A 12,002-nucleotide genomic window follows, 5' to 3' on the forward strand; every position below is an offset into this window, starting at 1 on the left:
TATGGATATGAAATATAAGCGCAACTTCTGTATTGTTGCACACATCGACCACGGAAAGTCTACTCTTTCTGACCGCCTTATTCAGAAGGCAAAAATCATCGATGACAGAAAGATGATGAACCAGATTCTTGATAACATGGATATTGAACGCGAGCGCGGAATTACAATCAAGAGTCAGGCGGTAACAATTCCTTATCACGCAAAAGACGGAAACGACTACGAGCTGAACTTTGTAGATACTCCGGGCCACGTTGACTTTTCATACGAGGTTAGCCGTGCCATTGCTTCATGTGAAGGCGCACTCCTTTTGATTGACGCTACTCAGGGTGTTGAAAGTCAGACTGTTTCTAATATGTACATGGCACTGGAACAGGATTTGAGAATCGTGCCTGTAATCAATAAGATTGACCTTGCATCGGCAGATATTCCTTCATGTAAATCTCAGATTGATAAGGAACTTGGCCTTGATGCAGAGGAAACACAGCTTGTATCTGCTAAAACCGGAGAGGGAATTGATGAGCTTCTGGAAGCAATCGTAACAAAGTTTCCTGCTCCTACTGGCGACCCTAGCGGAAAGCTGGCTGCCCTTATTTTTGACTGCCACTACGATGCCTACCGCGGTGTAATTGTTCACGTGCGAATGAAAGAAGGCACTGTAAAAACCGGCGACGTTATCAAAATGATGAGTTCCGGGGCTGAATACAAAGTAGAACAGTGCGGTGTATTTAAGATTAATTACGAAGAAACCGGAAAGCTCGAAGCCGGCGATGTAGGCTACATTATTGCGGGAATTAAAACTGTAAGCGATGTCCGCGTAGGTGATACAATCACATCTTCTGTGGATGGTCTTGAAGAGCCTCTTCCTGGTTTTAAGGAAGTTAAACCTGTAGTTTATTCTTCCATTTATCCTATGGATTCAAACGACTACGAAGAGCTTAAAGCCAGCATGGAAAAGCTTAAGCTCAACGATGCAAGCCTGATTTACGAAAAGGATAATTCCCTTGCCCTTGGTAACGGTTTCCGCTGCGGCTTCCTTGGATTGCTTCATCTGGAAATCATTCAGGAACGTCTTGAGCGCGACTTTGACCAGGCTGTAATTTTTACAGCCCCTTCTGTTCGCTATAAACTTGAACTTACAAGCGGCGAGGAAACTTACATCGATAATCCTTCGGAATATCCGCAGGGAAGAATACGCTCAGCAGAGGAACCTTATATTAAGGCCAGTGTAATCACTCCTGCAGAATACATCGGTTCAATTATGTCTCTTTGTACGGAAAAGCGTGGCGTTCAGACAAACATGCAGTATCTTGATACAAAACGCGTTGAGCTTTCTTATGAAATGCCGCTTGCCGAAGTTCTTTTTGACTTTTACGACCGCCTGAAGAGTTACAGCCGAGGCTATGCTTCTTTTGACTACGAAATCATCGGTTACCGTCCTACAGAGCTTGTAAAGGTTGATATTCTTTTGAACGGAAAAATGGTAGATGCCCTTGCTCAGCTTACCTTTAAGGAAAATGCCGTTGACCGCGCCCGCAAATTCTGTGAGCGCTTAAAGGATGAAATCAGCCGCCAGCAGTTTAAGATTGCAATTCAGGGTGCAATCGGAAGCCAGATTATTGCCCGTGAAACTGTTAATCCTGTCCGCAAGGACGTTCTTGCAAAGTGTTACGGTGGTGATATTACCCGTAAACGCAAGCTTCTGGAAAAGCAGAAGGAAGGTAAAAAGAAGATGAAGATGATTGGTGATGTTGAGTTGCCTCAGAGTGCCTTCCTTGCTGTACTCAAAGACCGGGAAAATGATAATTAATATATATAATGGAAAAAAATTGAAATATTTGTAACGATTCTTTTGGGGAATGGTTATATATATGAAAACCAACAATTGATTTTTTCATTAAACCTTTTTTATTTTTCCTTTTAAGACCGCGGTTTCCCTCCTTTACCGCGGTCTTTCTTTTTATTCTGCTATGTATTATTATTAGAGTAAGAAATTTTTTGCGGGGCGTTTTGACGACCGCGTAATAGGAGATATAAATGGCACGTACACATTACATTGCTGGAAACTGGAAGATGAACACTTCTAAAGCAGAAGCTGTTGCTTTGGCAAAAGACCTCGTTGAGCAGCTTAAAGGAAAAACTAACAAATACATGATTGGTGTTCCTTTTGTTTATCTTGATGCAGTTGCTCAGGTTGTAAAAGGCAGCAACATCATTTTGGCAGCTCAGGACTGTGCTGCAACAGATAACGGAGCTCACACAGGTGAAGTTTCTACAACTATGCTTAAAGACATCGGATGCCAGTGTGTAATCCTCGGTCACTCAGAACGCCGCCACGAAATTGGTGAATCTGATGAACTTATCAACAAGAAAGTTCGCAAGGCTTTGAAAGACGGTCTTGAAGTTGATCTTTGTATCGGTGAACTTTTGAGCGAACGCGAAGCTGGTGAAGCTGAACAGGTTTGCGCATTCCAGCTTTCTGCAGGTCTTGCAGGCGTTACAGAAGAACAGATGAAGAACGTAACAATCGCTTACGAACCAGTTTGGGCTATTGGTACAGGTAAAACTGCTACTCCAGCTGATGCTCAGGCTATCCACAAGTTCATCCGCGGTTATATCGCAAAACTTTACAACCAGAAGGTTGCTGACGAAGTAATCATCCAGTACGGTGGATCTATGAAAGCTTCTAACGCTCCAGAGCTCCTTGCTCAGCCAGATATCGACGGTGGTTTGATTGGTGGAGCTAGTTTGAAAGCTGAAACTTTCGTTCCTATTTGTGTGCTCTAGTTTACAATCGTTAGACCGTTCTGCAGGGGCAGAACGGCAGGCGGCGTGATTGCTCGCTCACTCGCAATCTTAGGGCAAATCGCCGCCTGTGTTCCAATCTGCGTACTCTAATTAGTAACTAATCACAGCTGCAAATAGAAAAGGCACTTCCACTACGGAGGTGCTTTTTTTATGCTCGAAGCGGAAATGCGTAGCGGGGGTTCTTGATTTGCGGAGCATAGAAACGCTATCAGAACGCTACCCATAAAAAAAACGCGGTAACGAATAAGATTAGCTTTTTCGTTACCGCGTTCCTGCATTTCTCGGCGGAGCAAATTAAGGTTCCCCGCGAGAGCATTTCCGTTTAGAATTTATAAGTTCCTGTTGTAATTGTTCCGCCGTTAGAGTAAACATCAAAGTTTACAGATTTCTGAGCGTTAGCAAGTTCTGCATAGAACTCAGAAACATCTTTTACAGCCTTTCCGTTTACAGCAGTAATAACATCTCCATTCTGAAGTCTGAGGGCGGCAGCTGGGGATTTTTCCTGGACTGCAGTTACTACAACACCCTTAAGCTTCTTATCATCAATCTTAAGGTCTTCTTTAATGTCGTCTGTAAGAGGAGCTGCAATAAATCCTGGCCAGAGCTTGTTGTTAAGGTTAGAAACATCCTTAAGACGCTCTTCTACCTTTACATTAATCATAGGAAGACGCTTTCCGCCGCGGATTACAGTAAAGGTTGCTGTACTTCCAGTCTGAAGGCTTCCAACTTCGCGTACAAGCTGATTTACAGTCTTAACAGGCTTTCCGTTCAATTCAACAATGTAGTCACCAGGTTTAAGTCCGCCCTTGAATGCTGGAGCGTTAGAATATACTTCTGCGGCAAAGGCACCTTCAATGCCTTCTACACCAAGCTGCTTTTTGTATTCGTCTGTAAGTTCAAGAAGGCTTACACCAACCCAGCCGTAAGTGATTTTTCCGTCCTTAATAAAGGCATCGATTGAATTTTTGATGTTGTTGATTGGAATTGCAAAGCCAAGCCCCTGTGAACCGCCAGACTGAGAAGCAATCCATGTGTTAATACCGATTACTTCGCCGTAAATGTTTACAAGAGGACCACCAGAGTTTCCCTGGTTGATTGCGGCATCGGTCTGAATGTAGTCGCTGATGCTGGACATATGAGCTTCTGAACGGCCGGTTGCGCTGACAATCCCCTGTGTTACAGACTGAGCGTAGCCAAGAGGAGCGCCGAATGCCATACAGATATCGCCAGGCATTACGCTGCTTGAATCACCAAGTGTTGCAACTGGAATTGTCTTATCATCAGATTCAAAAGAAACAAGAGCTACGTCAATGCGTTCATCAGCGCCGACAAGCTTTGCTTCAAAAGAACGGCCGTCGTTCAATTTGATGTTGATTTTTGTAGCGGCGCCAGCAACGTGGTTGTTTGTCAGAACATAAAGAGTGTTTCCTGTGCGGCGTACAATTACACCGGAACCAAGTCCCTTCTGTTCGTATTCGCGTTCGCGCTTTTTGTTGTCCATATTGTCTTTGTTATCTTTTCTGTCGTTTTCAGGGTCTGGACGGCCAAAAAAGAACTCGAATGGACTTGAAAAGCCCTGGAAAGGATCTGTGTAAGTCCTTTTTTCAGTTACGTCAACTTCTACAACCGACGGCAAAAGAGTATCGCTTATAGAACGGAAGGTTGTCTGGAATGCTTCCACAACGCTCAAAGCCTGAGCCTGGGCTGCAGTTTTTGCAGGGGCGGCAAATAATCCGGCAGAGAATACCAGGGCTGCTCCCGCGGCAAAAATTTGTTTTGTGTATTTATTCATATTAACCTCTCAAAGTTACTTTCTATAAATATAATATTAATTTTGAAATTTAGTTACAAAAAAAACGCTGTTATGCTAATATAACACAAGAGGCAAATCATGATTTATATTAAGAACGAAGAACAAATTGATGGAATTAGAAAAGCCTGCCATCTTACAGCAGATATGTTTAACGAGCTTATTCCAAAAATCCACGCAGGAATGAGCACAAAGGATATCGATAATCTTTTTAAGAATTATATTGTTGGACACGGCGGAAAGCCAGCCTGGGCGCGTGAAGATTTCCCTGGTGCAGTATGTATCAGCGTTAATAATGAAGTTATTCACGGAATCCCTTCAAAAAAGCGCATTGTAAAGGATGGTGACCTTGTAAGCCTTGATGTTGGAATTGATTTGAACGGTTATATCAGTGATACAACTCACTCGCTTTTGATTGGAAACGCTAAGCCAGAAGTTCGCAAGCTTCAGAAGGTAACTGCAGAATGTCTTGATGCCGCAATCAAAGCCTGCGTTGTCGGTAACCGCATCAGCGACATTTCAAATGCCGTTTACAATATTGCCACTGCAAACGGTTACGGTGTTGTTTACGACTACTGCGGACACGGAGTTGGCCTTGATGTTCATGAAGACCCAAGCGTTCCAAACTGTCCTAGCCGCGGCGCTAACCCCCGCATTGTTCCTGGAATGGTACTTGCCATTGAACCGATGATTAATATTGGTACTGCTGATGTAGAAACTGCTGCAGACGGCTGGACTGTTCTTACTGCTGACGGAAGCATTTCCTGCCACGAAGAGCACACTGTTGCTGTATTTGAAGACCACACCGAAGTTCTTACCGACCTGGACTATAACGGTCAGAGCGTATTGAAATAAAATCCTGCAACTTAGGCTTGAGAAGCGTTGAAACAGATTTCTGCTGTCGCTTCGTCGCCTATGCGCAGATATTCCTCCGACATTTTCTGTAAAAAGAATCTGTCGGCGGCCTTTCCAAAGCCTAAATCTAGGGCGCGTTCATAAACATCCAGAGCAAGCTCATCATTTATAACGCCGTCGATATTGTTTTTAAGAATGCCGTAGGTAAAATCCATTACTTCAGGGAAGAAAATTTTAAAATAATTAAAGGAATATTCCATTTTGATAATCTGTTCCAGAAGTAAAAAGGCATCATAATATTCTGCGCGGATTACAAGCTCTTCTGCAAGAATGTAACCGTAATCCATAAAATCTTCGCGGCTGAACCATTTCTTCAGTGAAAAATCCGCGTGATTCATCTGCATGCGCTTAAACTCGGCAACAGCTTCATCTTCCTTCTGGTGCATGAGGGTATAAAAAATCAGCTTGGAACGGCTTTCTTCATCTTCACGTTCGCTGAGCCAGGTATAATAGTCAAAGGTATCTCTGTGGTGATAGTTGCGGCCAAAACGCATGAAGAAGGATTCGTCAAAAATAGTGCGCTGGCGGGCATCAGAAAGGACGCGGTAAGCTGTTACAATCTGTTCGAATTTGTCACGAAGGGTAATATCGCCCGAAAGGTCAGGGTGGAGAAGTTTTGCTTTTTCACGGTAGGCGCGCTTAATTTCGCTTAAAGTCGCATTCTGGCGGACACCAAGTATCTTATAGTAGTCTGTCATGTTTGGGAATTATAGTGCAATTTTTAACTTTTGCGAAGCAAAAGAAGATGGCGATAACAAAACTGTCATTTCAGACGTTATTTTTTTCTCGCCATCACCGTCAGAAGATCTTGAACTCTGCTTCAATATTAGGTTTCTGAACAATCATTACGGGGCACTTTGCGTTGGAAAGAATTCCGTTTTCTGCGCTGGTCAAAAGGTTGTGCTTGATTCCACCCTTATCAACTTCGCGCATATTTCCACCGATTAAAATCAAGTCAGCTCCGAATTCCTGGGCTGAGTTTACAACTTCAGAAAAAACTCCGCCTTTGCGTAAATCCTTTTCGCATTTTACTCCCTTAGAAGAAGAAAGCATTTCTACATATTCAAGATAGCGCTTGCCGTCTGCTTCAAGCCGCTCTTCCAGGTCTTCAGATATAATCAGTTTATTAATAGAAAGAAATTTAATGGTTGCAGTATCAATTACAAAAACAAAGCGCAGTTCAAGATTGTAGGTCTTTGCCATCATAATTGCATACATAGCCGTTACGATTGAAGACTGTTTTCCGTTAATCGCTACCAGAATTTTCTCAAAAAAACTTTTCGCCATCTGCTACCTCTTTCTATTCTATCCCTGATTTCTTTCTGCCTTCTTTTTCAGAGCTTTAAGTACAAATGTATTATCGCGTTCACGCTCTTCAAGTACGCTTTCTATATAAGCTTTAGTTTCTGTTGTCTGCGGAATAATCATTTTATCAAGTGCATTTACACGTCTCTGAGTTTTCTTTACCTCTTCTGCAAGACGCCATACAATAGTTCTGATGGAAGCCATCTGCGTCAGAAGAGAAAGCAGCTCAAAGAAACGGTTGATAACTGCGTCGGTGTTTGCATAAGTGCCGTTGAAAGAATAAAAAAGTTCCTTTTTAGGCATGTTTACGTCAATCGAAGAAAAACTCATTCCCCCAACAGTTACTTTTTTTTCCGTCATTTCAAAATCATAATGAACCGCGTGAGAAATACGTTCAATCTGGTCAGCTCCGTCCAGCATAAGCATGCGTTTTAGCGCCGGATATGCCTTTTCGGTCACCTTTTCAATATCCTTTTCCAAAAGCTTTACCTGTTCAACAAGATGCATAAGCTCGCGTACGAGAATTTCGCGCTTTTCTTCCAGCAGTTCATAACCGTTGGTAGAAACTGCCAGCTGCTCTTTCATTGCGAGAAGGTTAGATTTTGTCGGTGCAATGTTTAGTTTCATTGAGCTCCCATGTATTTATCTATGAATTCAGGTTTAATTCGGGTGAGTTCTTCACGAGGAAGTCCTGCCAGAAGTTTCCAGCCCAAATCCAGAGTCTGTTCAATAGTTCTGTCTTCGTATTCGTCCTGTCCAAAGAATTCTTTTTCCAGTCTTTCGCCGAATTTAAGGTACTGGCGGTCAAGAGGGCTAAGCTCTTCTTCACCGATAATTGCCGCAAGGTTTCGGATAGATTTTACCTTTGAGTAAGAGGCAAAAAGCTGACTCGAAACGTTTGCATGGTCTTCACGGGTCATATCCGGACCAATACCGTCTTTCATCAAGCGGCTGAGTGAAGGAAGTCCGCTTACAGGCGGGTAAAGTCCCTTCTGGCTCATTTCGCGGTCTAGTACAATCTGACCTTCGGTGATGTACCCCGTAAGGTCTGGAATAGGATGCGAAATATCATCATTCGGCATTGTAAGGATTGGAATCTGAGTGATTGAACCTTCGCTGCCCTTGATTTTTCCGGCTCGTTCATAAAGCTCTGCAAGGTCTGAATAAAGGTAACCAGGGTAACCTTTACGTCCTGGAACTTCACCGCGGGTTGTAGAAATTTCCCGCAGAGCTTCGCAGTAGTTTGTCATATCTGTCATTACGACAAGAACGTGCATTCCTTTTTCAAAGGCAAGGTATTCTGCCGCAGTCAGGGCACAGCGTGGAGTGATGATACGCTCGATAGAAGGCGCGTCTGCAAGGCTTTGGAACATAACTACATTGCTCAAAACTCCGGACTCTTCAAATGTGTCTACGAAGAATTTTGCAACGTCGTATTTAATACCCATTCCCGCAAAAACCATTACGAATTTTTCATCACTGTTTCGCAGCTTAGCCTGACGGATAATCTGGGCCGCAAGCTTATTGTGAGGAAGACCGTTTCCGCTGAAAATTGGAAGCTTCTGTCCGCGTACAAGGCTGTTCATTCCGTCAATTGCAGAAATACCGGTCTGAATGAAGTCTCTCGGATAGATTCGTGCATAAGGGTTAATAGGATTTCCGTTTACATTCATCTTTTTGTCAGAGATGATTGCGGGGTAGCCGTCAATCGGTTCTCCAAGTCCGTTAAATACGCGTCCCAAAAGACCGTCACCGACGCGAAGTTCCAGCGGTTCCTGTAAAAATTCAAATGAGGTTTCATCCAGATCAAGACCTGTAGTTGAACCGAAAATCTGAACAACGACAGCCTTATCGCTGATATCTACAATTTTTCCTGTGCGTTTTTCACCCCTTCGGTCGCGGACGCAGACAGTTTCGTTGTAAAAGACATTTTCAGTTCTTTTTAACACTATAATCGGGCCGTCAACCGAAGTAACGCCTCTGTATTCAACACCTTTCATATGCTGGCTCCCCCTTTATACAGCGGCAGTTCTTGCCGAATAAGTGCGCTCAACTTCACCAATCTGGGCGTGGAGTGCATCCTGGACTTTCTGAATCTTGTCCATTTCATCATTTGCGTAAACCATTTTGATTCGCACAATTTCATCACAAACTGGAAGCGATGCTACTTTTACAAGCGGGGCTCCCGCCTTAATGCAGGTCAGAGCAAGCTTAAAGTAGTCCATAATCAGTTCCAGAATTGCAATCTGCTTTTCTGTAGAACAGTATTTGTCTATGTCGTCGTAGGCATTCTGCTGTAAGAAGCCGTTTTTAATCATATCGGCAACCTTAAGTACAAGACGCTCGCTGTCCGGCAGGGCATCAGGTCCAATCAGGCGGACAATCTGCTGCAGGCGGTTTTCTGTCTTAAGAAGATTGATTGCTTCAAGACGCAGTGTTCCCCAAAGCGGATTATTGATTTCCCACCAGTCCTTAACTTCATCTGCATATTCGGAATAGGAATCAATCCAGCCGATAGCAGGGTAGTGGCGGGCATTTGCAAGCTCGCGGTCAAGGGCCCAGAAACAGCGGATAAAGCGTTTTGTATGCTGGGTAACCGGCTCAGAAAAGTCACCGCCCGGTGGTGAAACGGCACCGATAATAGAAACACTTCCTTCCTGCCCTTCAAGGCTGGTTACACGGCCAGCGCGTTCATAGAATGAAGCAAGGCGGGTAGGTAAGTATGCCGGGAAACCTTCCTCTGCCGGCATCTCTTCCATTCGGCCCGAAAGTTCACGTAAGGCTTCTGCCCAGCGCGAAGTAGAGTCAGCCATAATTGCAACGTGCATTCCCATATCGCGGAAATACTCTGCAAGGGTAATTCCTGAATAAAGTGAAACTTCACGCGCCGCAACAGGCATGTTGGAAGTATTTGCAATCAGAATTGTACGCTCCATGATCGAGCGTCCGGTTCTTGGGTCAATAAGCTCCGGGAATTCAGAAAGAACTTCCGTCATTTCGTTACCGCGTTCTCCGCAGCCGATGTAAACAATAAGGTCTGCATCGCACCATTTTGCAATGGCATGCTGGGTCATGGTTTTTCCGGTTCCGAATCCTCCTGGAATTGCCGCTGTTCCTCCCTTACTGAGCGGGAAGAAGACATCAATTACACGCTGGCCTGTAATAAGCGGCTCGCTTACGCTGAGTTTCTGGCTGTAAGGACGAGGTTTTCTTACTGCCCAGTAGTGGGCAAGACGGATTTCTTCATCAAGTTCTGTAACGCCGATTATATCATCAACGGTGTAGTCGCCGCTTCCTGCAAAAATTCTAAGGCTGCGTCCGCGGATGTCGCTTGGCACCATAATCTTTTGGGTAATTGATTCTGTTTCCTTTACTGTACCAAGTACAAAGCCTGGTTTTATGGCAGTGCCTTTTTCAACGCCTTCTGCCGCATCAAAATGCCAGACTTTTTTTACGTCCAGAGGTTCTGTTCGCTCACCGGGAAGCAGAAATGCGCCTGAAGCATCATACATATCCTTAAGAGGACGCTGAATACCGTCGTAGATGTTTCCTACAAGGCCTGGCCCCAGTCGCAGGGAAAGAGGACGCTGGGTACAGACAACCTTTTCTCCCATACAAAGACCAGTATCTTCCTCATAAACCTGAATTGTTGCGTTTCCCTTGTTCTGGCGGATAATTTCACCGATTAAGCGTTTTTCGCCAACGTCTACTACGTCGTAAAGACCGCAGCCGTCAAGACCTTCTGCATATACAATCGGGCCGGAAATTCGAGTTATTTTACCTTCTATCATGCTAAACCTCCGGCTCCAAAGAGAGCATTACAAAGTTCTTCGCGATGATTTTCAAAAAGCTGATTTACAAGCTCGCTTAAAGTAAGTCTTATGCGGCAGTTTTTATCATCGCTTTCAAGAATTACACCTTCTTTCAGCGAAATCAAATCATCTTCAACTGAAACTCGTCCAAAATCTGTGCTTTCGCATTTCAAGAGATTTTTTCCGTAGAGCTTTGAAAGCTTTTTCTGCATTTTTGCTGCATCAAAACCGTAAACAAAGGCGTTGAGTTTCTTTTCAGCAAGCAGATTTGCTTCCTCAGTTTTTTCAAGCCGGGCAAGTACAAGTTCCATGCGCTTTTCCTGCCCCAAAGCTTCCAGATATTTATTTATATTTTCAATAATTGATTTCTGAACAAATGAGACTTCAAAACGCTCCTTTTCCAGCGGAATAGAAGAGTCCTGATTTTTTTTGAAGGCATCGATTTTTTTCTTGTATAAATCTTCCTTTGCCTTACGAGCTTCATTAATTGCTTTTTCAACAGAATTAAGAATATCTTCGCAGCTCTTATCTGCCTTTTTGAGTATATTCTCTGCTTTTTTTCGTGCGTCAGATTGAATTTCTCTGTCAAGAATTTCTGTAGACCTTAATTCTTCCATCTCAAAATCCTGTTTTATCTGAAGTTAAACTTCCACTCCAACTGCCTGCTTAATTGCATCACTAAGCATCTTCCTGCCCTTAACGTGTCCGTTAAGTCCCGGAATTTCAACAATCAGAGGAAAATTTCCTGTTTTTTGCCACGCAAGCTCTTCTTCTTCAATCTGACTGGCGGCTCCTTCCGTAAGTATAAGAACTTTTGGAACTTCGCCCGTCGGTATATTTGCCGTTCCGCCCTTTCCCGTAATGCGGTTGAAGGCATTAAGGACATCATTGCGGTTTTCGGCAATAGTTCCGTCAACGCCTGTCAGTTTGAAGGCAAGTACAAGCTCGCGCTCGCCGATTATGTAGAACTTCATTTTGCTGAAAATCTACAGAATCAAAATCAATACTGCAACGAGCATTCCCCAAAGACAGATACCTTCTGCAAGACCTACAAAAGGAAGTGCCTTTCCTGAAAGTTCAGGATTTTCGCTCATTGCGCCCATTGCTGCCGAACCGATTTTTCCTACTGCCATACCACCGGCAATGCAGGCAAGTCCTACTGCAACAGCTGCTGCAATATACTTAATTCCTCCTGCAAGGAATCCGGCTGCTTCAGCTGCAGGTTCTCCTGCTTCTTCTGCAAAAATTGCTGCGCTTACACAGGCAAGAACTGCCATAAATGCAAAAATCTTTTTTTTCATACAACGCTCCTATATTTTTGATTATCGGGTCAAGCCCGATAATGACAGATTATT

Annotated in this window: 12 protein-coding genes; 3 read left to right on the top strand and 9 right to left on the bottom strand. The window is 43.8% G+C overall.

Annotated elements, in window-relative coordinates; all coding sequences use genetic code 11:
* The first annotated feature begins 1 nt into the window (after position 1).
* Both lepA and tpiA read left to right on the top strand, forming a co-directional pair.
* Positions 2-1,807, top strand: coding sequence for a translation elongation factor 4 (gene lepA / locus T530_RS0111685; protein ID WP_038074633.1), 1,806 nt, complete (start codon positions 2-4; stop codon positions 1,805-1,807).
* Between the two features lie 227 nt (positions 1,808-2,034).
* On the top strand, positions 2,035-2,784 hold the full coding sequence (gene tpiA, locus T530_RS0111690) for a triose-phosphate isomerase (RefSeq protein ID WP_009103979.1): 750 nt from the start codon (positions 2,035-2,037) through the stop codon (positions 2,782-2,784).
* Positions 2,785-3,127: 343 nt separating this feature from the next.
* Here the strand turns inward: tpiA and T530_RS0111695 are convergent, their stop codons facing one another.
* Positions 3,128-4,597: a Do family serine endopeptidase gene (locus T530_RS0111695; protein WP_027729170.1), complete on the bottom strand. Its 1,470-nt coding sequence runs from the start codon at positions 4,595-4,597 to the stop codon at positions 3,128-3,130.
* A 99-nt stretch (positions 4,598-4,696) separates the two neighbouring features.
* Between T530_RS0111695 and map the strand changes: the two genes are divergently transcribed.
* Positions 4,697-5,470: a type I methionyl aminopeptidase gene (gene map / locus T530_RS0111700; protein WP_027729171.1), complete on the top strand. Its 774-nt coding sequence runs from the start codon at positions 4,697-4,699 to the stop codon at positions 5,468-5,470.
* Positions 5,471-5,481: 11 nt separating this feature from the next.
* Here the strand turns inward: map and T530_RS0111705 are convergent, their stop codons facing one another.
* The 8 genes from T530_RS0111705 to T530_RS0111740 form a co-directional block, all read right to left on the bottom strand.
* Positions 5,482-6,228: a J domain-containing protein gene (locus T530_RS0111705; RefSeq protein ID WP_027729172.1), complete on the bottom strand. Its 747-nt coding sequence runs from the start codon at positions 6,226-6,228 to the stop codon at positions 5,482-5,484.
* 100 nt (positions 6,229-6,328) lie between these two features.
* Complete coding sequence (locus T530_RS0111710; RefSeq protein WP_027729173.1) at positions 6,329-6,817, bottom strand: universal stress protein; 489 nt, start codon at positions 6,815-6,817, stop codon at positions 6,329-6,331.
* Positions 6,818-6,835: 18 nt separating this feature from the next.
* Entirely contained in the window at positions 6,836-7,462 is a 627-nt protein-coding gene (locus T530_RS0111715; protein ID WP_027729174.1) for a V-type ATP synthase subunit D, read from the bottom strand.
* Positions 7,459-8,835: a V-type ATP synthase subunit B gene (locus T530_RS0111720; RefSeq protein WP_027729175.1), complete on the bottom strand. Its 1,377-nt coding sequence runs from the start codon at positions 8,833-8,835 to the stop codon at positions 7,459-7,461. Before T530_RS0111720 ends, T530_RS0111715 begins: the two co-directional genes overlap by 4 nt.
* A 15-nt stretch (positions 8,836-8,850) precedes the next feature.
* Positions 8,851-10,626 carry a V-type ATP synthase subunit A gene (locus tag T530_RS0111725; RefSeq protein ID WP_027729176.1) on the bottom strand — a complete coding sequence of 592 codons (1,776 nt, stop codon included), beginning with the start codon at positions 10,624-10,626 and terminating at the stop codon, positions 8,851-8,853.
* On the bottom strand, positions 10,623-11,264 hold the full coding sequence (locus tag T530_RS0111730) for a V-type ATP synthase subunit E family protein (protein WP_027729177.1): 642 nt from the start codon (positions 11,262-11,264) through the stop codon (positions 10,623-10,625). Before T530_RS0111730 ends, T530_RS0111725 begins: the two co-directional genes overlap by 4 nt.
* A gap of 24 nt (positions 11,265-11,288) precedes the next feature.
* Complete coding sequence (locus T530_RS0111735) at positions 11,289-11,621, bottom strand: V-type ATP synthase subunit F (protein WP_027729178.1); 333 nt, start codon at positions 11,619-11,621, stop codon at positions 11,289-11,291.
* Between the two features lie 12 nt (positions 11,622-11,633).
* Positions 11,634-11,948, bottom strand: coding sequence for an ATP synthase subunit C (locus T530_RS0111740; protein WP_027729179.1), 315 nt, complete (start codon positions 11,946-11,948; stop codon positions 11,634-11,636).
* Between the last annotated feature and the right edge of the window lie 54 nt (positions 11,949-12,002).

This window comes from Treponema sp. C6A8, from assembly GCF_000619925.1.
In the GTDB taxonomy this organism is placed as follows: domain Bacteria; phylum Spirochaetota; class Spirochaetia; order Treponematales; family Treponemataceae; genus Treponema_D.

What these genes read in the sequence shown, in the direction of transcription:
- lepA (WP_038074633.1), top strand. Translation starts at nt 2, where the DNA reads ATGGATATGAAATATAAGCGCAACTTCTGTATTGTTGCACACATCGAC.
- T530_RS0111715 (WP_027729174.1), bottom strand. Translation starts at nt 7,462, where the DNA reads ATGAAACTAAACATTGCACCGACAAAATCTAACCTTCTCGCAATGAAA.
- T530_RS0111710 (WP_027729173.1), bottom strand. Translation starts at nt 6,817, where the DNA reads ATGGCGAAAAGTTTTTTTGAGAAAATTCTGGTAGCGATTAACGGAAAA.
- map (WP_027729171.1), top strand. Translation starts at nt 4,697, where the DNA reads ATGATTTATATTAAGAACGAAGAACAAATTGATGGAATTAGAAAAGCC.
- T530_RS0111730 (WP_027729177.1), bottom strand. Translation starts at nt 11,264, where the DNA reads ATGGAAGAATTAAGGTCTACAGAAATTCTTGACAGAGAAATTCAATCT.
- T530_RS0111705 (WP_027729172.1), bottom strand. Translation starts at nt 6,228, where the DNA reads ATGACAGACTACTATAAGATACTTGGTGTCCGCCAGAATGCGACTTTA.
- T530_RS0111735 (WP_027729178.1), bottom strand. Translation starts at nt 11,621, where the DNA reads ATGAAGTTCTACATAATCGGCGAGCGCGAGCTTGTACTTGCCTTCAAA.
- tpiA (WP_009103979.1), top strand. Translation starts at nt 2,035, where the DNA reads ATGGCACGTACACATTACATTGCTGGAAACTGGAAGATGAACACTTCT.
- T530_RS0111740 (WP_027729179.1), bottom strand. Translation starts at nt 11,948, where the DNA reads ATGAAAAAAAAGATTTTTGCATTTATGGCAGTTCTTGCCTGTGTAAGC.
- T530_RS0111695 (WP_027729170.1), bottom strand. Translation starts at nt 4,597, where the DNA reads ATGAATAAATACACAAAACAAATTTTTGCCGCGGGAGCAGCCCTGGTA.
- T530_RS0111720 (WP_027729175.1), bottom strand. Translation starts at nt 8,835, where the DNA reads ATGAAAGGTGTTGAATACAGAGGCGTTACTTCGGTTGACGGCCCGATT.
- T530_RS0111725 (WP_027729176.1), bottom strand. Translation starts at nt 10,626, where the DNA reads ATGATAGAAGGTAAAATAACTCGAATTTCCGGCCCGATTGTATATGCA.